Below are 21,017 nucleotides of genomic sequence, written 5' to 3'. Positions count from 1 at the left end.
AAGTGGTTGCCCAATAGCCGACGGGGTTATGCCTGTTGGGCCAGCAATTCTTCAGCAGCCGCCGCGGCACGGGCGCGGTCCGACGCCACGAGCCCGATGCGGGTGCGCCGATCCAGGATGTCGTCGACGGTCATCGCGCCTTCGTGCGTGATCGCGTACTCGAATTCCGCACGGGTGACGTCGATACCCTCGGCCACCTGCTCGGTCGGCCGTTCACAGGAGGCCGCAGCTATCACGTTCGGCGCTTCCGCGCCGTAGCGAGCGACCAGCGAGCCCGGCAGGTCGGTCGGGGACCGCAGCGTGGCAACGGGATTCGCCGGGGCGCCCACCAGTGGCAGATTGCGGGTCCGGCACGGCGTCGTGGGCAGAGCCCGCAACGCGACCGCACGGTCGAGGACGTCTTCGGCCATGAACCGGTATTCGGTGAGCTTGCCGCCGATCACGCTGATCACACCCGAGGGCGACTCGACGACGGCGTGTTCGCGCGAGACGTCGGCGGTGCGGCCGTGACCGGTGTCGATAAGCGGTCGCAGGCCGGCGTATGCACCGATGACATCGGCTGGCCCGAGGGCGGCTTCGAGTGCGGTGTTGACGGTGTCCAGCAGGAAGGTGATCTCGTCGTGCGTCGGTTCAGGCACGTCGGGAATCGGGCCTGGCGCGTCCTCGTCGGTCAGCCCGAGGTACGCCCGGCCGAGCTGCTCGGGCATCGCGAACACGAACCTGTTGATCTCGCCAGGAATGGGAATGGTCAGCGCCGCAACGGGATTGCCGAATGCCGCGGCGTCGAACACCAGATGTGTGCCGCGACTGGGTCGCAGCCGGATCGATGGGTCGACCTCGCCCGCCCACACACCGCTGGCGTTGACGACCGCACGAGCGGTGACGTCGAACGAGTCGCCCGAGCGCTGGTCGGTCAACGTCATCGACGTGCCCGTTGCGTTCGACGCGGCCACCCGCGTCAGGATGCGCGCGCCGTGCTGCGCCGCCGTGCGCGCCACCGCGGTGACGAGCCTGGCATCGTCGATGAGTTGGCCGTCGTAAGCCAGCAGACCACCGCTGAGCCCGTCTCTGCGCACAGTGGGCGCCAGTTCGATCGCCTTGGCCGCGCCGATCCGGCGCGAGCGCGGCAACGTCGACGACGGCGTGCCAGCCAGCTTGCGCAGCCCGTCGCCTGCCGCGAACCCGAATCGCACTAAAGCCCTTGACGCCGTGTGCATTTCGGGCAACAGCGGGACCAGCTGCGGCATCGCCCTGACAAGGTGCGGCGCGTTTCGCGTCATCAGGATTCCGCGTTCGACGGCGCTGCGGCGCGCGATGCCGACGTTGCCCGTCGCAAGATAGCGCAGGCCGCCGTGCACCAGCTTGGAACTCCACCGGCTGGTGCCGAACGCCAGATCGTGCTTTTCCACCAGCGCGACGCGCAGACCGCGGGTGGCGGCGTCCAGCGCGATCCCGGTGCCGGTGATGCCGCCACCGATCACGATCACGTCGAGCGGCGCACCCTCGGCGATAAAGGCCAGGTCGGCAGCGCGGCGGCCCTCGTTGAGTGCGGTGGAACCGGTCATGGTCTCAGGTACCCGTCCAGACAGTGCGCGAGTTCGACGTCGAGCGCGTCGGCGTCGAGGATCGGCGCGACGATGGCGCCGGATTGAATGGTCGAGCGCGCGACCAGCAGGCACATCGCCGCGAGCTGACGCGGTTCGCCGGGTCGCACGCTGCCCTCTTCCTGCGCGAGCTTGATGTCGGCGGCCAGCGCGTCGATAAGAATCTGCTGACTGGTGCCCAGTCGCTCGGTCAGATAGACCATCGTCAGGTCGGGCGCCTTGCGGAAGACCGCCATCACCACCTCGTCCCCGCGCAGGCGGACGCCCACGCCGACGACGCGCTCCACCACCGCGGCGCGGCCGACCCCGCGACTCGGCACGGCGTCCAACGCCGCGACGATGCGGGTGGTCAGCAGGGCCGCCAGCACGGAGCGGATGTCGGGCCAGCGCCGGTAGACCGTCGGCCTGCTGACCCGGGCGCGACGGGCGATCTCAGCGAGCGTCACCCGCTCCAGGCCGTAGGCGACCACGCAATACGCCGCCGCCTCGAGGATGCGGTCACCCCTCGCGGACGACGAGGAGTCGTTACTGATTGACACCATGTGTAATACTGTAACGCATGATCCGCCCGGATGACCAACAGAGCGCGCTGCTACCTCCTATGAAGTGGAACGCATGGGGCGATCCCGCGCAGGCGAAACCGCTATCCGAGGGCATACGCGCACTCCTCAAGCAGGCCCTCGGCGTGGACGGGTCTGCGGTGGCCGACCTGGAGGCAGAACAGGTGCGGTTGCGGCCGTCGGCGCTGTCACCAGCCGACGTCGACGGCCTGGCGGCGATTGTCGGCGCCGACTACTGCGGCGTCGACGACGACGCCCGACTGCTACGGGCAGGTGGCAAGTCGACGCTGGATCTGTTGCGCCGCAAGGATTCCGGGGTGCAGGACGCGCCCGACGCGGTGCTGCTCCCCGGGTGCGACGACGAGGTGGCGGGCATCCTGCGGTTCTGCGCGGACCGCAGCATCGCGATCGTCCCGTTCGGCGGGGGCACCAGCGTGGTCGGCGGCCTCGACCCGATCCGGGGCGACTTCAAGGCCGTCATCTCGCTGGACCTGCGGCGGCTGAACCAGTTGCATTCGCTCGACGAGATTTCCGGCGAAGCGGAGTTGGGTGCGGGGGTCACTGGGCCGGAGGCCGAGCGACTGCTCGGCGAGCGCGGCTACTCGCTGGGCCACTTCCCGCAGAGTTTTCAGTTCGCGACCATCGGCGGGTTCGCCGCCACCCGCTCCTCGGGCCAGGATTCCGCGGGCTACGGCCGCTTCAACGACATGGTCCGCGGCCTGCGCACGGTCACCCCTGCCGGCGTCCTCGACCTGGGCCGTGCGCCGGAGTCCGCGGCGGGGCCCGACCTGCGGCAGCTGATGATCGGCTCCGAAGGGGTGTTCGGAGTCATCACCCGGGTGCGGGTGCGGGTACATCCGGTGCCGGAGACGACGCGATACGAGGCGTGGTCGTTCCCGGACTTCGCGACAGGGGCCGACGCGCTGCGCGCCGTCGTGCAGACCGGCACCGGGCCGACGGTGATCCGGCTGTCGGACGAGGCCGAAACCGGCGTCAACCTCGCGACCACCGAGAGCATCGGGGAAGACAGCATCACCGGCGGCTGCCTGGCGATCACGGTGTTCGAGGGTTCGGCGGCCCACACCGAGAGCAGGCATGCCGAGACCCGCGCCATACTCTCGGCGACGGGCGGCACGTCGCTCGGTGAGGCGCCCGCGCGGGCATGGGAGCACGGCCGGTTCAACGCTCCGTATCTGCGCGACTCGCTGTTGTCGGCCGGCGCGCTGTGCGAAACGCTGGAGACCGCGACCAATTGGTCGAACGTGCCCGCGCTCAAGGCCGCGGTGACTGAGGCGCTGACGACGTCGCTGGCCGAATCCGGCACGCCCGCCCTTGTGCTGTGCCACATTTCGCATGTGTATCCGACCGGGGCTTCGCTCTACTTCACCGTGGTCGCCGGACAGCGCGGCAATCCGATCGAACAGTGGCGCAAGGCGAAGGCCGCCGCGTCCGATGCGATGGTGCGCACCGGCGGCACGATCACGCACCACCACGCGGTCGGCGCCGATCACCGGCCGTGGATGCGCGACGAGGTCGGCGACCTCGGCGTCGCGGTGTTGCGCGCCGTCAAGGCCACGCTCGACCCGGCGGGAATCCTCAACCCCGGCAAGCTGTTTCCGTGAGAGTCACCGTCCTGACCAATCCGGCATCGGGACACGGCAGCGCACCGCATGCCGCCGAACGCGCGGTCAAGCAGTTGCATCGACGCGGCGTCGACGTCGTCGCGATCGCGGGCACCGACGCCGAACACGCCCGCCGCCTGGTCGAAGGAGCGCTCGAGCGCGGCATGGACGCGCTCGTGGTGGTCGGTGGCGACGGCATCATCTCCCTGGCTCTGCAAGTGCTGGCCCGAAGTGGGATACCGCTCGGCATCATTCCGGCGGGTACCGGGAATGACCATGCCCGCGAATTCGGTATTGCCACAAGGGATCCCGAGGCCGCGGCTGACGTCATCGTCGACGGCATCATCAGCACCGTGGACCTGGGCCGGATCGTCGGCGCCGACGGCACCGAAAGATGGTTCGGCACCGTGATGGCCGCGGGCTTCGACTCGCTTGTCACCGACCGCACCAACCGGATGCGGTGGCCGCACGGCCGGATGCGCTACAACCTGGCGATGGTGGCCGAGCTGTCCAAGTTGCGGTTGTTGCCGTTCCGGTTGTCGTTCGACGGACGCGAACTCGAGACCGAGTTGACGCTCGCGGCTTTCGGCAACACCCGCAGCTATGGCGGCGGCATGCTGATCTGTCCGAACGCCGACCCGACCGACGGCCAACTCGACGTAACGATGGTGGCGTCGGCGTCGCGCACGAAGTTGATTCGTCTGTTCCCCACCGTGTTCAAGGGCACGCACGTCGACCTCGACGAGGTGCGCACCACGCGGGCCCGTACCACCACCGTCGACTCCCCCGGCATCAACGCCTACGCCGACGGCGAATACGTGTGCCCGCTGCCGGTTGAGGTGTCAGCCGTGCCCGGTGCGCTGAAAATTCTGCGATCGCCACCTGTTGGGCACTAGCCGGCCCTCGCAGCGTGGACCCCTCAGTGGGTGAAACATGCGCACGGTGGTCCCGGTGGGGGCACCGTCGGCAGCTGACAAATGCCGACGGTTCCTTGGCCCGGCGCGCTTGTGACTTCCAAGGTTCCGCCCAGAGCGTCCACGCGGTCGCGAAGACCGATGATGCCGGAGCCTGCCGAATTCGCCCCGCCGATTCCGTCGTCTCGGACCGACACGTGTAGCTGGTCGGCATAGAGGTGGGCGCGGATTTGAACCGCAGTCGCCCCGGCGTGCTTCGCAGCGTTCGTGAGCATCTCCGAAACCACATAGTACGCAGCGACTTCGATCGATGGCGGCAATCGGTCGGTGAAGGAAACCCAGACATCCGCCGGGATGGCGGATCGCCGTCCGAGTGCTCGCAGGGCCGGGCCCAGTCCGGCTTCGGACAAAATCGCAGGGTGTATCCCCTGGGTGACTTCCCGTAGTTGATTGTTGATCTCAACGGCGTCGGTTACGGCGGCGTGCAGACTGTCGCGAGCAGCTTGGAGATCGGTACACGACTCTGCTGCGGTCCGCAGTCGCAGAGCCAGTGCTACGAGACGTTGCTGCGCGCCGTCGTGCAGATCGCGAGTGATCCGCCTGCGGGCTTCGTCTGTGGAGGAGACGACTCGTGCGCGCGATGCGATCAGCTCCGCGCGATGGTGAGCCGTGGCGATGGCGGTCGAAAGGAGATCGGTGAATTCCATCATGCGGAGCTCGGTGCACGACGGCAATGGGCCCTCTGCGGATCCGACGGCGATCATGCCCCAGAGTCGACCGTTGACAGTGATGGGCATACCGACGGCGCAGCGCAGTCCTTCGTCGACGTACGGTTTCCCGCCCGGTATATCGCGGTAGTCGTCGACCCGGGCCGGTGCGCCGGTGCGCCGGATGGTCGCCGTCAGGCCGGCTTCGGGAAAGTTCTTCCACACTTGACCGACGTTGACGTGTGGACCGACTGTACCTTCGTTGGCCAAGATTGTTGCGGTTCCGTCTATCTCGTAGCGAATCATCCGGGCGGTGCCGGAGCCGAATCGGCGAAGGGCTTCCTTGGTGACGGCGCCGAACACCGTTTCTGGGGGTGCGCCGTTGGCGACGAGCATTGCAATGCGCCGCAACGAGGCCTCGGTCGCCGCGAGTTCACGCAGTCGATCGCAGTCGGCGATGGTCATCGCCGCACCGTCATAGGTAATTTTCTCTTGGAGCGCACGCCGTTCCGTTTCCCTCTGGCCGTGAGGCGGTCGAATCCCGCGAGGCTGTGCGGTTGATGGCACTCATCGTCCTCGAGCCGGCACTTTCGTTGACGTCGAGCAGTGACACCAGGCCGAGTAGTTGTAGGTCGGTGATGTATTTGATGATGATGTCCCGCGTTACGTGTGGGATGTCTTTGTCGGGGCCGATTTTCGCCTCTTGCACGGCGGTGCGGAATCGGTCGGTTGGGGCGATGGATCCGTGGATCGGTGGTTGGGGATGCTGATAGTTGTGCAGCAGCGGTAGCAGTGAGGCTTGGCGCTGGTGTTCGGGCAGGGCGCGCATCGCGGTGTGGAAGCGGTGCAGCCAGCCGGCGTAGTCGCCGACGCGGCGTACAGCGAATCCGGCGTCGATGAGCCAGTCGACGTATTCGTCGAGCCCGATGCCGTCGTCGTAGGGGTTCATCACGTGATAGGTCTGGAACCCTTCGCCCAGGTGGGTCCCTAGTGTGGAGATGGCCTCGGCGATGAATTCCACCGGCAGGCCGTCGTAGTGCGCCGGTTGCCGGTTGCCGTTGGCGTCGAGTTCGTAGAAGGAGTCGGGTGCGATCCCGGTGGCCACCAGGCTCAGCATCAGCCGGGTGAACATGTCGGGCACGTTGAGCTGGCCGGCATAGGTGGTGTCGGCGAGGATCATGTCGCAGCGGAACACCGAGACGGGAAGGCCGCACAGGTCGTTGGCCTCGCGCAGCAGTACCTCACCGGCCCATTTGCTGTTGGCGTAGCCGTTGGCGTAGCTGTCGTCGACTTTGCGGGTGGCGCTGTAGAGGCGCACGTCGCCGTCCTCGGTGAACTGGCCGGGTTCGATGCCCGCACCCACACCGATGGTCGAGACGTAGATGTAGGGCTTGTGCTTGGTGCTCAGCGCGATGCGGATCAGTTCGGCGGTGCCCAGGGCGTTCGGGCCGAACAGCTGGCTGTAGGGCAGCACGTGGTTGACCAACGCGGCGGGGTCGACGATCAAATCGACGGTGTCTGCCAGCCGCTGCCAGGTCGCCTGGTCCAGGCCGAGGTTGGCTTCCCCCTTGTCGCCGGCGATCACCTCGAGGTGATCGGCCGCCAACTGCTGGTAGTGGCGCAGCAGTTCGGCGTCACCGCTGTCGAACGTTTGGTCTAGCCGGGCCCGGGCGGCGGCGTCGTCTTTGCCGCGGACCAGGGCGATCACCGTGCCGTCGACCAGGTCCATCCGTTGCAGCCATTCCAGCGCCAGGTAGCGGCCCAGGAATCCGGTGGCGCCGGTGAGCAGTACGGTGCGCACCTCGCTGCTGGGCGCGGGCAGCGACGGTGCGGCGGCCAGGGTCTTGGCGTCGAGGAACTTATCCAGCGTCAGGTCACTGGCGTGTACCTCGGTGGCGTTCCGGCCGTGCACCGAGGCGAATGTCGGCCGTTTGCTGCCGGGTTGGCGTTGGGCCGCGATGTAGGCCGCCAGCGCGGCCAGGTCGGTGGCGGGGCTGACGATCACGCCGACGGGCACCTCGATGTCGAAGATCTCGTGCAGCAGGGTGGCGAAGGTCAACGCCGACAGCGAATCTCCGCCCAGATCGGTGAAGTGCGCGTCGGGCTGTAGGTCGGTTGCCGCCGCACCCAGCAGCGCGCCTGCCGCCCGGCTGATGGTCTCGAGCACCGGACGATCGGCGCCGTGGCGGCGCAACTGGCGTAGTTCGTTGGCCTGGCTGTCGGCCAGGTCGGTGTAGAGCTGTTCGAGCCGATCGCGGTAGTGCTGCGTGACCTTGGGCCGCGCGAGCTTGCGGATACCGGTCAACAGCCCGTTCTCCAGCGTGAACGGTGTTGTCTCGATGATGAAGTCGCGCGGAATCTCATAGGACTGCAGGTTCGCGGCCTTCGCGACCTCCTGCAGCGATTCGCTGATCAGCGGTTTGAGTTCGTCTTCGGACCAGCGTGCCAGCGCCTCGGGGGTGGGCACGATCACCGCCAGCAGATACGACCGCGCACTGTTGCCGTAGACGAAAATCTGGCGCACCAGCGGGCTGTCACCGAACACCGCCTCCAGCTTCGCCACCGTGACGAACTCGCCCTGAGACAGCTTGAGCACATTGTTGCGCCGGTCCACATACTCCAACCGGTCAGCACCCAACTCGGCGACGATGTCGCCGGTCCGGTAGTAGCCGTCGTCGTCGAACACCTCGGCGGTGACCTCGGGCCGCCGATAGTAACCGGGGAACATCGCCTCGGACTTGAGCAACAACTCGCCACGCGGATACGGACGGTCGGTACTGAAGTAGCCAAGATCCGGCACATCGACCAGCTTGTAGTCGATCACCGGCGGCCGCTGCACCCGACCGTCGGTCAGAACCGGGCCCGCCTCGGTGGAGCCATAACCATCGGACAAGTGAAGGTCCAGCAGTGTTTCGACGAACGTCTTCATCTCCGCAGAGATCGGCGCCGACCCGGTTGCCGCTGAGATGAACCGGCCACCGAGCAGGGTCCTGCGCATGTCGGCCAGCACGTCGGCCTCCACCGCCCAGCGGTCTGCACCATCGGCGGTTCGCCGCTCGACCTCGTTCTGGTACTTCTGGAGAAGCATGTCCCAAATCCGCGGAACAAAGCTCAACCGTGTGGGCCGGACCAGCGCCAGATCCTCGAAGAACGTCGAAAGATCGCTTTCGGCAACGAAATACGCAGTGCCACCGGACCCTAGCGTGGCGTACAAAATGCTGCGCCCCATCACGTGACTCATCGGCATGAAATTCAACGTGATGGTCGGGGTCGCGCCACCGGTATTCCAGACCGTCCCGCTGGACCGGCGCCACGAGTTGGCGAGCGCCTTCGCGGTGCACATGGCGCCCTTCGGCGTGCCGGTGCTGCCGGAGGTGTAGATCAGCATCGCCAATGTGTCGTCGCCGAACTCAAACGCCGGTGGCGTCTGCAACGAATCGCCGCGGGTCAGCACCTCGGCCAACGTCTCGACGACAACAGGACTTTGGGCAAGCCGCGTGGTCGCGGCAGCCAGGACATCGCGGTGATCGTCCACCTCAGCGTGGTAGTCGAAGACGACCAACCGCGATGCGCAATGGCCGGTCAAGATGAGTTCGACTGCGTCGTCGACGAATTCAACGCTCGACGCGATGACCGCCGGTTCGGTCTCGGCGGTGATGGGTCGCAGTTGGGCGACCGGTGCACTCGTCTGCAGGGGCACGGCTATCGCACCGAGACGTGGCAGCGCCATGTCGATGATGGTGTAGTCGATGCTCGTGAACCCAAGGATCGCGACGCGGTCACCCGGTTGAACCGGGCTGTGCGTCAGCGCGGCAGCGACAGCATCAACGCGGTCGGACAACTCGCGATAGGTGATGGTGTCGAAGCGGGGGAGCAGCGACACCGAGGTGCGACCCGTCGCGGGGTCGGTGACGAACTCGACGGCGCGCTCGCCTAGCGCGGGGCGGTCCGCGTAGCCGTCGAGCACGGCCCGAACTATCTGGGACAGCCCCAGCTCGGGCGATTCGATCGCACGCGTAATCGAATCGTTCGGCCGGGCATCGGCGAACTGCTGGTCAGTGGCATACAGGTGCGAAATGCGGCACAGGAGCCGCTGTTCACGGGTATCACTCGACATCCACGGTCCTCGGTTATCATAGGAAGTACGCTACGTCGGTGGATTAGACCTTCGCCGCGATCTCTGAATCTGTTGGGCCACAGACGGACCCAACAGAACACGCAGACCTAATGCTGCGTGTTACCCAATTATTGGTCTGGAAGCTGCATATTGGGGGGCCAATCGTCCTTGATTCATTGGGGCCGGTTTCACCACCGTAAGCAGTGTTCGTCGCCGGATGTGTTGTGGTAGAAGGTTTACGGTTCTCTGCCCGGACTAACCGAATACGCCTGTGCAGTTATCGACTGCGTCCGCTCTGGCGGGAGGCTGCATCAGCCACACGAATATGTCCGTGAATACTGTTGCCGTGCACTGTAATCAAGGCCGGTTCAAGTTAGGGCGGCACGGGTTGGGTCGCTACGAGCGCCGCCAGGGCCGGGCAGTCGCGCACGCCTGAGCCCTTAAGGGTGTCGCCTCACGAAACGGGATGGTATCAGTCGGTGAGGTCGGCTTCGCCCCTCAGCCAGCGTCGCAGCAACTCCTTGCGGACCTTTCCGGTGCCGTTGCGAGGAAGAGTGTCGACACACTCGAGCCGGCTGGGCAGATACCAATCCGTCATGCCTAGGCCGTCGAGATGCCGACGAAGTTCGTCCAGAGTGACCGGAGGTGTCCCGGTGGGAACGACGACCGCACAGGCCAGCTCACCTCCCTGCCCGTCCGGATAGCCGACCAGCGCCACGTCCCGAACGCCGGAATGTCGCAGCAACTCAGATTCGACGTCGGCCACCGGAATCATGAATACCCCGCCAATCCTGTCGCCGACGCGGCCCATCAGCCGAATCCCTCCGCGCCCATCGGGCACCGCCAAGTCGCCTGTGGCATACCAGCCGTCGTCATGCTCGGCGATGACCACCACAGTGCCGGTGTCACGTCCCACTGTCGCTACACATACGCCCCCGCTTCGCACGAATAGTTCACCGGGTCGCTCGCGGCTGATCTCGCCGTCGGATCGCAGGTCCAGTTCCACTGACAGCACCGGTCTACCATCGCTGTGGGCGGCCCAGTCCGGCGGGTCGTGGCTCCGGGTCATCGTCGCCACACCGGTCTCTGTCATCGCCCAAGTGGTCTGCAGCGGTAGGCCGAACGTCTCCGCGACTGCTGCGGCCAGTGGTGCCGGGATAGTCGTGGCGCCGGTGGCGACCGTGCGCAGGGCCGGAAGAACTTGCGAACCGGGCCGGTCCCCGAGCGTTGTGATCAAGTCATTGACGAAGATTGGTGCGACTATCGCCAGTCGCGTGGTGCCGCTCTCGGCCATCACCTCCAGCCCCCGTGGCCCCGACCAGGAGTCGAGCAGGACGATCGAGGCGCCGGTCTGCAAGGCTGATCTGGCCGACATCTGCGCCGCCATGTGCATCAGGGCGTGCGGGCTGAACAACACGTCCGAGGACTGGATGTCCATGATCTCGCAGACGGCGACGGTGGTTGTGGACAGCGTGTTTTCGGTGTGCAGCGCGGCTTTGGGCTCTCCTGTGGTTCCCGAAGTGAAAAACACTGCCGAAACAGCGTCGGGATCCTCCCTGACATCGTCCAGCGCCACGGGGTGGCGCTGCTCCCACAGAGTCTCTTCGAAGAACGAGGTGAATTCGATATCCCCCTTCGTGGCCCGCCCGAGGACAACCCGGTGACGCAACCTCGGCAGTCGGGAAGCCATCTCCCGCAACGCTTCGGCGTGCTCGAAACCCGCCCACCGGTCCACGGTGATGCAGACGCTGGCTTCCAGCCGGTGGAGCATTCGCTCCATCTCACGGGGTCGGATCGTGGTCATACAGGGCGCTTGCACCGCACCCAGCCGTGCGATGGCCTGGAACAGCACCAGCGCCTGCCACCAGTTCGGCAGCTGGATCGCAACCACGTGGCCGCGCCGCACGCCCAGTTCGTACAGTGCGCCCGCAAAGCGCTCGACGAGATGTGCATAAGCGTGATAGCTGAGCTTTACCGGCGCATCGGAGGCACGAAATGCGCTGACTGCCAAGCGCTTCGGTGTTTGGTCGCGCCATCGGCGCAGATCACTGATCGACCCGTAATCACGCCACACCCCAGCGTTGCGGTACTGGCGCACCGTCGAGTCCAAGGGGCGAATCGTAAAAGGCGACATATCTTCTCCTGATGGGATCGCTTAATGGTGTGACCGACGATTGTCGCGATACTCAATTGGTTCAATGGCTGACTCGCCACCCGATGTCCGAACTGGCTCAGTGGAACTCGGCTATCCGGGAGTGGTGCAGTGCCCTTTGGCCAATGGTTCACGCACGCCAGACCACGAACATCGCACCCACGAGCAGCGAAGTGGTGATCCGGTAGTGGGCGCTGATCCCCAGCCCCAAGCAGCAGGCGGAAGATTGCAAGCTGCCTGCACAGACAGAATCCAAGAAGCTCCAGCGCATTGCCCATGAGTTCTTCCTCAAAGAACTCCTCATGAGGGATCTCGGGCAACGTGACTGAAGGATCGGTGATCTTGGGGGTTTCTGTGATCAACATGATTCAACGCTAACGGCGGTAACGCGCACATAATGGGCCATTCGGCCGCGACATGGATGGGCCAGTTGACGGACTGGTCAGGACAACAGCTCGATCAAGGCTGCCAATGCCGCTGACCATGCACTTGGGGAGGGAGAGGCATAGCCAATTACGAAACCTTCACGTGCGGTGCCGATTTCGGAATGACGGTAGTAGTCGAGAAGCTCCACCCCCAACCGCCGCCACGGACGCTGTCGAACCAGCGCATTCTCGTCGCCACTGGGAAACTCGAGCACCACATGCAGACCTGCGGCCGTCCCTCTCACCGTCGTTGTCGGCGATGACTGGGTGACCGCGGCGACAAGTTCGTCGCGTCGGCGTCGATACTTGGCGCGCATGGTGCGAATGTGTCTGTCATACGAGCCTGACGTGATGAATTCGGCCATGGCCAACTGTTCGACGAAGCCGCATGTCGCTTCGGTTTCGCCCTTCTGCCGCACCACCGCCTCGACGAGTGGTTCTGGCAACACCAACCAGCCGAGACGAAGGCCCGGCGCCAGTGACTTGCTAGCCGTCCCCATGTAGATGACATGCTCGGGACCGCCGCCGTGCAGCGCACCGACGGGGTTTGTGTCGTAGCGGAATTCCCCGTCGTAGTCGTCTTCAATGATCACGCTATTGGTTCGTCGGGCCCAATCGATGACCGCTACGCGGCGGTCGGGATGCAAGGACCCGCCGAGGGGGAACTGGTGCGCAGGTGTGAGCAAGACGCCACCCACCTCTGTCATGTCGTCAAGAGCCCCGATTTCAGCGCCATGGGCGTCCACTGCCACTGGCGGACAACGTAATCCCGCTCTCGTCAGCGACTCCCGCTGTGAGGGCAGGCCGAACTCCTCGACGGCAACGGCGGCAACCTTGGCGTCCGCCAGCGCACCGGCGATGAGACTCAGGCCTTCGGCGGCTCCGCTGGTCACCACGATGTTGCACGGTCGAGCCTGAACTCCGCGCGTGCGAGCGAGATATTGGGCAAGGGCGCGGCGGAGCTCGGGCCGGCCATGCGGGTCGGCGTAGCCGAACGCCTCGAATGGTGCCGATGTCAACGCGCGCTTGACCGCCCGACTCCACTCAGCGCGTGGAAAGGACGACAGGTCCGGATGGCCGGGCCGTAAGTCGTGGTCTAGCCTACGGTGTGCGGGTCCGCTTGGTGGTGCTGCCGACGCCCCGACGAATTCGGCCGCACGTAACGAAACGAAAGTGCTCGAGCCATGTTGTGATGTCAACCAACCCTCGGCGATGAGTTCAGCGTACGCGCGCGCGACGGTGTTTCTCGCGATTCCGAGATCGGCAGCCAGTGCGCGGCTTGAAGGCAACCGAGTGCCCGGTAGCAGTCGCCCGGAACGTATCGCGCTACGAATAGCTTCCATGACACCGTCGCGTACCCTGCCGCGGGGGCGATCCAGGTGGATGTCCAGTCCGGCGACCGAACTTTGTGTTCGCCGTGTTGAGTGCCCCCCAGAGCTCATGGTCGCCGCCTTGGATGAAGCGATACTGAGAAATCACGGCCGCGGCCGTGCGTACCGAATTGCACTACGAGGCAGCATGGTAGTTGCTGATGTCGAGATGCCGCTTGGGTTACCCGGATCATTCTGCGTCCGATAGGTAGTACTGCCAATCCACCCGGCGGCAGGGTCGGTGCACCACAGCGGCAGCATGCGAAGCCCCCTGCGCCTCTTGCACTTATCACGGCCAGGAAGCCACGCACCGAGGTTGGCATTGCGCTGCCCTGCGGCGGCCCGGGGCTCGTCAACAGAGTGATCGGTCGCTACTGTCCCCACGTTGTCACGCCTCCACCGACGTGACGAGCCGCCTACACGTTCGTGCTCCCGGATGGCGCTTGTCGCAAGGTGATCACCGGGACCACTAGCGCCGCGGGGTGTCGTTGCCGCAGCCGGCGTGGCCAACACTAGTGACACGGCGATCAGCACGATCGCAGTCGTTGTGACAATCACGCGATCGGCAATCGTCAATTCAACCCGGCATGAGGCACCCCGTCCCAGTCGACGCCTCGCTGTGAAGCGACCCACATGTTTCATTGCGATGGTCATTGCGATGTCGCCGATGCCTTTTCGTGGTCAGCTCGGCCAAGGCGCGCCGAGCATGCGCTCGACGGTGGTGATGCGCCGATAGCCGGGGATGAAGTGCTCAACGACGTCGGAGTTGACCGTTCCGTTGGTCGTCTCAGGGCGGTTTTTGAACCCGTCGAAGTAGGCCCGGAGAAATTCGTTCTTGAAATCACCCCTCGGGTGGACAGCGAGGATTTCATTCACCTCGTCGGCGTTGAGATCGTCAAGGCCCAAACCGAGCACGTCGGTCATCACACCCCAATGGATGGCGGCGATCTCCGGGCCCATTCGCCCCGGAATGCCTGGTGTTGTGTGCAGCGCGATAGCCGTCCACACGGTTTCGGCGGCCGCGGGCGGAAAACCGCGTTCGAGCAAGAACTTGCGCCCGTGATCTGCACCGTCGACCTCAAAACGCTGTTCGGCAACGGAAAAAGGCCGCACCAGACCGGTGTCGTGGAACATTGCGGCCAGGTAGAGCAATTCGGGATTTGGCTCCACCCCGAGCCGTTCAGCGTGGATCTGGGCGAAGAAGAAAACTCGGCGGGAGTGGTGGTAGAGCAGCGGACTGATCGTCTCCTGGACCAGACGAGTGGATTCTGCGATCGCCGCGGTCTCGGGGACCTCAACGCCCGCAATGATTTCTGACATGGCTTCTCGCTTTCTGCTTGCGTGGTTGGCCTGTGTCTGACAACCATGCTGGCGGCCACCATGGGTTCCGCGCCGCCTTCCTCCGGCCAGGAATCCCTTAAATGCGGACGGGGGAAGCCCCTGCGAGCTTGATCGCACAAACTTCGTGCCGACCAACGAAAGACGTGTTGGCGCTGAGTCGCGGGCGAGCGATCGGCACAATGGTCCATCACGGGTCATCTCCATTCGGAGGCATTCCGTACTCATTCGAGGAAGTGCATCATGACGGACAAGCTCAACATCGTTCTCGTGCACGGTGCGTTCGCCGACGGTTCGCACTGGCGGCACATAATTCCGGGGCTGTGCGAAGCGGGTCATCGAGTGATGGCAGTGCAGAATCCGCTCACGTCGCTGTCCGACGACATCGCGAACACCCGAAAATTGGCGGAATGGATGGGAGGTCCCACCCTGCTGGTCGGCCACTCCTACGGTGGCGCGGTGATCACCGGCGCAGGTCGAGCACCCAACGTGGTAGGACTGGTCTACCTCGCTGCCTTCGCACCTGCGCAGGGCGAAAGCTTGACCAGCATTCTTTCCGGTAGCGACCCCGCGCCTGGCTCAGCGAGTATCAGCGCGGCCTTCGACGACGAATTCCTGTGGCACCGCCAAGACACGTTTCATGACGCCTTCTGCCACGACCTCGACGACACGGAGTCGCTGATCATGGCAACAACCCAGAGGCCGCTCGCACGTCGGTGCTTTCGGGATCTCACCCGGGAGCCGGCGTGGAACACCAAACCAAGCTGGTACCAGGTCTCGACCCAAGACCGAATGATCCCACCGCAGACTCAGCGGATGATGGCTGAGCGTATTCACGCCCGCGAAACCATCGAGCTCGACACTAGTCACGCCTCATTCGCCACCAGGCCCGTCCAGGTACTCGAGCTGATCCTCAACGCCGCCGCCGTCTGATCCGGCACCTATCGTGCCCAATCCAACCCCGCTGACACATCGAAACACATTGCTTGGCACCAGCACTCACGCCTGAGAATGCTTCGACACAGGCAGTCTGCTGCTCAACGAGACCATGCAGGTTGGAAGAAATTACCATTGGAGTACCGCGATACTATCTTCCTGGCATGGCTTTTCATCTTTCGCAGGCCTGGTGGAGCCGCTGACGGCTCCGGCTCCCGCCACTGCCGAAGTTCCAGGTGGCCGGAGGCATGGATGGGCGCCAGCGGTGGCGCTACTGGGATCCCAACCCGCAATTGTGGCTAGTGCGACGTCGCGGCCGACGGACGTGACGACCATGCCTTGCCCACACAATTCGGAGAACTCGAATGACTGCTGACCCGAAAGCGATCAACACGGATCAGATGCCGCGCCGCGGACCCGACAATGTGTGGCATTACCGGCGGCGAGAGCGGGCCGAACCGCATGCCGACCGAGTCTTTGTAGACAAGATGCTGTCCAGGGCCGGAATATTCCACAGGCTCGAGCCCAGCGCCGTACCCGCGCTGACAACGCAACTGGAGCCCGTCGATTTCCCATGCGGGCACACGGTATTCGCGGAAGGAGACCCAGGCGATCGCCTGTTCATCATCATCTCGGGGAAGGTCAAGATCAGCCGCCGGTCCCCGAACGGCCGCGAGAATATGCTCGCCATCATGGGACCGTCCGACATGTTCGGCGAACTGTCCATCTTCGACCCGGGCCCGCGCACATCGAGCGCCACCACCATCACCGAGGTGCGGGCGGCGTCGATGGACCGCGATGCGCTGCGCGCGTGGATCGCCGAGCGCCCCGAGATCGCCGAGCAGTTGCTGCGAGTCCTGGCCCGCCGACTGCGTCGCACCAACAACTATCTCGCCGACATGATCTTCACCGACGTGCCCGGCCGGGTCGCCAAGCAACTGCTGCAATTGGCGCAGCGCTTCGGTACGCAAGAAAGCGGGGCGGTACGCGTGACGCATGATCTGACGCAGGAAGAGATCGCGCAGATGGTCGGCGCGTCACGCGAGTCGGTCAACAAAGCTCTCGCCGATTTCGCCCACCGCGGTTGGATTCGCTTGGAGGTCGAGAGCGTCGTGATCTTCGATTGCGATTGCCTGGCGACGCAGGCGCGCTAGCCGACTCCCCGGCTGAGCCAGCTGACCTCGGCGCCGTCGCCGCCATCGCGGTAAGGCTCCAGCGCCTCGTCCCACGCGGTGCCGAGCACCGAATCGAGTTCGGCGGCCAACACGTCGGCGCCGGAGGCCATCAACGCGCGCAACCGCATCTCGCCGACCATCACGTCGCCGTTGGCACTCATCGGACCGCTCCACAACCCCAGCTGCGGGGTGTGGCACCAGCGGTGCCCGTCGACGCCGGCGCTCGGGTCCTCGGTCACCTCGAACCGCAGCACCGACCACGACCGCAGCGCGTTGGCCAACTGCGCGCCCGTGCCGACCGGCCCGATCCAGTTCGTGACCGCACGTAACTGCCCCGGCATCGCCGGTTGCGGGGTCCACTTGAGATTCGCCCTTGCCTGAAGGGTCGACGAAAGCGCCCACTCGACATGCGGGCATACCGCCGCGGGTGAGGCATGGATGTACACCACACCTGTCGCCGCGTCGGCGAATTGGTTCGCTGCACGCATCAGCTGCTCCTTCGGTTCCGCGAGGGACGTCTTCCCCAACGACCTGGCAGAACCGAATGACTTAGAGCTAACGCTGTGTCGTGCGTGTCTATTGTGCCTTGTGAGGCATGTGTTGCGCTAGTCTGCGCGAAATTCTCTCAGGACTTCGTCAGAGATCGCTGGCCACAGCGGGTATGTCCAGTCGCCGAATTTGCGGTCGGTCAGCACCACGAGCGCAACATCGGCCTGAGGATCCACCCACAAGAACGTGCCTGACTGGCCAAAATGCCCGTACGTGCGCCCCGAATTGGACGATCCGGTCCAATGTGGCGACTTGCCGTCTCTGATCTCGAAGCCCAGCCCCCAGTCGTTGGGCCGTTGCGACCCGAAGCCCGGCAGCACGCCGGCCAAGCCCGCAAATTGCACCTCGGTGGCCTCGGTGTGCATCTGCGGTGACACTGTCGCCGGGCGCAGCAGGTCGGCCGCGAACGCCGCCAGGTCGGCAATCGTCGACGTAGCCCCGTAGCCGGCCGCCTGGGCGCCTCCCTCCAGCACGGAGTCGGTCATGCCGAGCGGTTGGAACACCGCCTCGGTCAGGTACTGGCCGAACTCGATGCCCGACGCCTGCTCGATGGTCTCGGCGAGCACCTGGAAGCCGTAGTTGGAGTACACCCGGCGCTGGCCCGGCTTGGCGATCAGCTCCGCCGAGGTCATCGCATACCCCGCAGCGTGGGCGAGCAGGTGCCGCACCGTCGAGCCCGCAGGCCCGGCTTCGTCGTCGAGTTCGACCACCCCCTCTTCGAGGGCGACCTGTGCGGCGCGGGCTACGAGCGGTTTGGTCACCGACGCCAGCGCGAATCGTCGTCCCGTGTCGCCGTGCTGTGCTGCCACGCCGGAGGGGGTGACGACGGCAGCGGCGGCGGTTTCGACGGGCCAGTCGGCTATCGCATCGAGGGCGCTCATCGACGCGAGCCTATGACACGAGGTTGTGCTCGTACGCGTAGGCGGTCGCCGCTGACCGTGAAGACAGCCCGAGTTTGGTGAAGATGTGGTTGAGGTGACTGGCGACGGTCTTCTCGCTGATGCAGAGCTCGGCGGCGACCACACGGTTGGTCTTTCCGCGGGCGACGAGTGTCAACACCTCCGCCTCGCGAGTGGTCAGACCTGGTGCCAGTTGGCGTTCTGGGACTACGTCCCCTCCGAGCGCCGCAAGCGTCGACCGCGCTGCGCGCCGTTCCATCGCGGCGGTGTCGAGGTCTGCCAGCGCGTCGCACGCGTCGGCGATTAGCAGGCGGGTGCGCGCCTCCTCATGGGGGATGCGCATCTCGATCCAATCACTGGCGGCGCGGCGCAGCGCACCCAGTGCCGTGGTCACATCTGATGCCGCGAGGAGAACGGCACCGGTCGCCAGTGCGGCGTGCGCCCGCAAGAGCGACGAGCCGAGTTCGGTTGCGAGCAAGGTCAATTCGTCGGCCGCCGCCCTAGCGCCTTCGACGTCCTCGGCTGCGATCAGGATCTCAGCGGCCGCACACAGGACGCGGGCACGGTCGATGGGTTGGTCCGCCTCGGCGAGCCGTCGTCGCAATTGCGCGGCGGCGACGTCGCTGCGGCCTTGCGCGAGTCGCAGCAACGCCATGCCTGGCTGTGGTTGGCATCCGAGCGCGTTGGCGCGCTCATATGCCTGCTCGGCCATCGCGAATTCGCCACGCAGCCGGTGCAATTCGCCCTCGACATAGTGGGCACCCCCGAGCGTCAGAGGGTTGATCGGCTCGGCGAGCCGGGCACACGCCTCCTGCGCGGCGGTGACGGCGTCGGACCAGTAACCGTGCAGCATCAGCAGCTCGGCGCGATGCAGCAGGCAGTGCCCCCGGTAAAGGACGAGCCCGCCCTGAGCCGCACACCACCGTGTGAACGAGTCCGTCCACTGCTCGCAGCGGCGAAGGTCGAACAGCTCGTAGCAGGCGTCGATCACTGTGCAGTACGCGTCGCCTACGGCCATCGGCGGGATTTCGCAGGCCTCAACCGACACCATGGCCTCGTCGAGAAGCGCCAGGCCTCCGGCGATCTCTCCGAGGTAGATCAGACACCTGCCCGCGCCCATACGAGCGAGTGTGAGCAGTTCTCGGTCGCGGAATCGCTCGCCTGTCTTAGCTGCCCGCCCGAACGCGGCGTTGGCCGCCGCGATGTCGCCGTCGGCGAAGATCCGGCACATACCCGCCGCGTGTTCAAGAAAACCGCGCTCGACGCAGTCGAGATTGGCCTCGTCCAGCAGACGTTGTGACCGGTCGACCCACCCACAGCTGCGGGCGATATCACCTTTGAAGGCGAGGGCTTGGGCCAGCCGCACCCCAAGGTGGACCGCTCGGGCCATGTCGCTTGTCTCGAGGCAGCGGTGATGTCCCCGGCCCCAGAGCTCGAAGCTCACGTCGTCGCGCCCGGTCATATATGCGGCGGTCGCCAGTCGGTCGAGATCGTCGACGTCGAGTCCTTGCTCGACATCGAGCGTGGCAAGTCGCCGGTATTCCTCGTCCCATGCCATGCCGCGGCTCTGGCCAGGCCCACCCACCCCTCCAGTGTGGTGGACGCACCAGCCGCCGGGAGCGTTAACCGAAGAACGTGGCGGCAGCGTCGGGGTCGGCGCCCAGGAACATCCACATCTCAGCGATCCGACCGCCGACGAATCGGTAGACGAACGCGTTGTCCGACTCGAGTGTCTTGCCGCGGCGGCCGAGCACAGCATGCTCCCACTCGGCTGCCCAGCCGTCGAGGCCGACGCAGAACTGTTGCTCGAGCTTGACGTCCCCGCCGGTCGCGTCGAAGACCGGGCGGATCGCGCCGAGGATGCCCGCCACGCCGAGATGGTCGCCAGCGGTGGCGAACGGTCCGCGAAGGTGGTACTTGAAGTCGGCGGTGAACAACGACGCAAGCGTCTCGCGGTCCTCCGCCACGATGGCCTCCGTCATCCGATTCACTGTTGTCACGTTGGGGTGCTCGCTCATCGGTTCCTCCCTCTGCTCAAGCGGTTTCGATCCGTACGGTACGAGGTCTGCCTGACACACACATCGGGCAAACCATGGAAACCGCAAGGCACGCATCGGCAATTCTGTGGATTTGGCAGCGCGCTCCAAATCGGATATTCGCTCGATGTGCCGCTGCGGCACTCTGCCTAGCGTCGGACTTACGAATAAGGGAGTTGACATGACGAGCATCCAGAGCCCAACCGTGACCGACATCAGCGCAGCCGAGCATCTCAGTGCGGCACTCGCCGAGATGTTCCGTACCGCCGAGGTGGGAGACCTCCTGACCGACGACGTATTTCTTGATGGGAACCCGCCGCTGTGGCGGTTCCAGCTGCAAGGCATCGAGGCCTTCGCCGAGTGGTACAACAGCTACGCGCCCAACGGCATGGACGACGTCACCGTAGTCCGCACTGTGCCCACCGCGACCGGATTTGTCGCCGAGCTCACGGAGCGAGTGCACGACGGCGAGAGGGAGATCACCGGCCGCAAGATGATCCTCTGTACGGTCAGCGACGGCCGGATCTCCGAGCTGACCGTCTACTGCAGCGGCGACTGGGACGAGGAACTGCGGGGCCGCCACGCCGCCGAAGCGCCGATGCTGCGCCCGTGA

Annotated in this window: 15 protein-coding genes and 1 pseudogene; 5 read left to right on the top strand and 11 right to left on the bottom strand. The window is 65.3% G+C overall.

What is annotated here, in order from left to right:
- Positions 1–26: 26 nt before the first annotated feature.
- Both A5724_RS30830 and A5724_RS30825 read right to left on the bottom strand, forming a co-directional pair.
- Positions 27–1,565: a glycerol-3-phosphate dehydrogenase/oxidase gene (locus A5724_RS30830; RefSeq protein WP_067811570.1), complete on the bottom strand. Its 1,539-nt coding sequence runs from the start codon at positions 1,563–1,565 to the stop codon at positions 27–29.
- Positions 1,562–2,146, bottom strand: coding sequence for a TetR/AcrR family transcriptional regulator (locus tag A5724_RS30825; RefSeq protein ID WP_067811567.1), 585 nt, complete (start codon positions 2,144–2,146; stop codon positions 1,562–1,564). The genes A5724_RS30830 and A5724_RS30825 overlap by 4 nt, the downstream gene beginning before the upstream one ends.
- Positions 2,147–2,205: 59 nt before the next feature.
- Here A5724_RS30825 and A5724_RS30820 point away from each other — a divergent pair, with 59 nt between their 5' ends.
- Together A5724_RS30820 and A5724_RS30815 are read left to right on the top strand one after the other, a co-directional pair.
- Positions 2,206–3,786 carry an FAD-binding oxidoreductase gene (locus A5724_RS30820; protein WP_197518857.1) on the top strand — a complete coding sequence of 527 codons (1,581 nt, stop codon included), beginning with the start codon at positions 2,206–2,208 and terminating at the stop codon, positions 3,784–3,786.
- Entirely contained in the window at positions 3,783–4,682 is a 900-nt protein-coding gene (locus A5724_RS30815; RefSeq protein ID WP_067811549.1) for a diacylglycerol kinase, read from the top strand. Before A5724_RS30820 ends, A5724_RS30815 begins: the two co-directional genes overlap by 4 nt.
- A gap of 23 nt (positions 4,683–4,705) precedes the next feature.
- Here the strand turns inward: A5724_RS30815 and A5724_RS30810 are convergent, their stop codons facing one another.
- The 5 genes and pseudogenes from A5724_RS30810 to A5724_RS30790 all read right to left on the bottom strand — a co-directional run bounded on the left by A5724_RS30810 (position 4,706) and on the right by A5724_RS30790 (position 14,791).
- Positions 4,706–5,872 (bottom strand): GAF domain-containing sensor histidine kinase, encoded by a 1,167-nt coding sequence (locus A5724_RS30810; RefSeq protein WP_067811545.1) that lies wholly within the window; start codon positions 5,870–5,872, stop codon positions 4,706–4,708.
- A 145-nt stretch (positions 5,873–6,017) separates the two neighbouring features.
- Positions 6,018–9,524, bottom strand: a pseudogene (car, locus tag A5724_RS30805) (carboxylic acid reductase); the annotation flags it as partial.
- Positions 9,525–9,996: 472 nt separating this feature from the next.
- The gene (locus tag A5724_RS30800) at positions 9,997–11,634 is read right to left on the bottom strand and encodes an AMP-binding protein (protein ID WP_197518854.1); all 1,638 of its coding nucleotides are present in this window, start codon (positions 11,632–11,634) and stop codon (positions 9,997–9,999) included.
- A gap of 484 nt (positions 11,635–12,118) precedes the next feature.
- Complete coding sequence (locus tag A5724_RS30795; RefSeq protein WP_232005028.1) at positions 12,119–13,444, bottom strand: PLP-dependent aminotransferase family protein; 1,326 nt, start codon at positions 13,442–13,444, stop codon at positions 12,119–12,121.
- Between the two features lie 708 nt (positions 13,445–14,152).
- Positions 14,153–14,791, bottom strand: a complete 639-nt coding sequence (locus tag A5724_RS30790) for an HD domain-containing protein (protein ID WP_067811535.1) — start codon at positions 14,789–14,791, stop codon at positions 14,153–14,155.
- Between the two features lie 261 nt (positions 14,792–15,052).
- Between A5724_RS30790 and A5724_RS30785 the strand changes: the two genes are divergently transcribed.
- Together A5724_RS30785 and A5724_RS30780 are read left to right on the top strand one after the other, a co-directional pair.
- Positions 15,053–15,742, top strand: coding sequence for an alpha/beta hydrolase (locus A5724_RS30785; protein WP_067811531.1), 690 nt, complete (start codon positions 15,053–15,055; stop codon positions 15,740–15,742).
- A gap of 491 nt (positions 15,743–16,233) precedes the next feature.
- On the top strand, positions 16,234–16,899 hold the full coding sequence (locus A5724_RS30780) for a Crp/Fnr family transcriptional regulator (protein ID WP_067811645.1): 666 nt from the start codon (positions 16,234–16,236) through the stop codon (positions 16,897–16,899).
- On the opposite strand, the gene A5724_RS30775 is transcribed toward A5724_RS30780, so the two are convergent.
- From A5724_RS30775 to A5724_RS34310, 4 genes are all read right to left on the bottom strand, one after another.
- Positions 16,896–17,408, bottom strand: coding sequence for a DUF3145 domain-containing protein (locus tag A5724_RS30775; RefSeq protein WP_067811642.1), 513 nt, complete (start codon positions 17,406–17,408; stop codon positions 16,896–16,898). The two genes, A5724_RS30780 and A5724_RS30775, sit on opposite strands and share 4 nt — an antisense overlap.
- Positions 17,409–17,525: 117 nt before the next feature.
- Positions 17,526–18,350 (bottom strand): serine hydrolase, encoded by an 825-nt coding sequence (locus A5724_RS30770; protein WP_067811528.1) that lies wholly within the window; start codon positions 18,348–18,350, stop codon positions 17,526–17,528.
- 10 nt (positions 18,351–18,360) lie between these two features.
- Positions 18,361–19,953: a LuxR C-terminal-related transcriptional regulator gene (locus A5724_RS30765; RefSeq protein ID WP_197518853.1), complete on the bottom strand. Its 1,593-nt coding sequence runs from the start codon at positions 19,951–19,953 to the stop codon at positions 18,361–18,363.
- A 37-nt stretch (positions 19,954–19,990) separates the two neighbouring features.
- Complete coding sequence (locus A5724_RS34310) at positions 19,991–20,386, bottom strand: nuclear transport factor 2 family protein (RefSeq protein WP_067811518.1); 396 nt, start codon at positions 20,384–20,386, stop codon at positions 19,991–19,993.
- A 199-nt stretch (positions 20,387–20,585) separates the two neighbouring features.
- On the opposite strand from A5724_RS34310, the gene A5724_RS34305 reads away from it, so the two are divergent.
- Complete coding sequence (locus A5724_RS34305; protein ID WP_197518852.1) at positions 20,586–21,017, top strand: hypothetical protein; 432 nt, start codon at positions 20,586–20,588, stop codon at positions 21,015–21,017.

It is taken from the genome of Mycobacterium sp. ACS1612 (assembly GCF_001667505.1).
GTDB lineage: Bacteria > Actinomycetota > Actinomycetes > Mycobacteriales > Mycobacteriaceae > Mycobacterium.
Note: the sequence above shows the minus strand (reverse complement) of the source record. Positions and strands in the feature narration are given on the sequence as shown.

Bases quoted from the DNA above. Each gene is read 5' to 3' on its own strand.
- A5724_RS30830 (WP_067811570.1), bottom strand. From the start codon at position 1,565: ATGACCGGTTCCACCGCACTCAACGAGGGCCGCCGCGCTGCCGACCTG.
- A5724_RS30825 (WP_067811567.1), bottom strand. From the start codon at position 2,146: ATGGTGTCAATCAGTAACGACTCCTCGTCGTCCGCGAGGGGTGACCGC.
- A5724_RS30820 (WP_197518857.1), top strand. From the start codon at position 2,206: ATGAAGTGGAACGCATGGGGCGATCCCGCGCAGGCGAAACCGCTATCC.
- A5724_RS30810 (WP_067811545.1), bottom strand. From the start codon at position 5,872: ATGACCATCGCCGACTGCGATCGACTGCGTGAACTCGCGGCGACCGAG.
- A5724_RS30795 (WP_232005028.1), bottom strand. From the start codon at position 13,444: ATGGAAGCTATTCGTAGCGCGATACGTTCCGGGCGACTGCTACCGGGC.
- A5724_RS30790 (WP_067811535.1), bottom strand. From the start codon at position 14,791: ATGTCAGAAATCATTGCGGGCGTTGAGGTCCCCGAGACCGCGGCGATC.
- A5724_RS30785 (WP_067811531.1), top strand. From the start codon at position 15,053: ATGACGGACAAGCTCAACATCGTTCTCGTGCACGGTGCGTTCGCCGAC.
- A5724_RS30780 (WP_067811645.1), top strand. From the start codon at position 16,234: ATGCTGTCCAGGGCCGGAATATTCCACAGGCTCGAGCCCAGCGCCGTA.
- A5724_RS30775 (WP_067811642.1), bottom strand. From the start codon at position 17,408: ATGCGTGCAGCGAACCAATTCGCCGACGCGGCGACAGGTGTGGTGTAC.
- A5724_RS30770 (WP_067811528.1), bottom strand. From the start codon at position 18,350: ATGAGCGCCCTCGATGCGATAGCCGACTGGCCCGTCGAAACCGCCGCC.
- A5724_RS34310 (WP_067811518.1), bottom strand. From the start codon at position 20,386: ATGAGCGAGCACCCCAACGTGACAACAGTGAATCGGATGACGGAGGCC.
- A5724_RS34305 (WP_197518852.1), top strand. From the start codon at position 20,586: ATGACGAGCATCCAGAGCCCAACCGTGACCGACATCAGCGCAGCCGAG.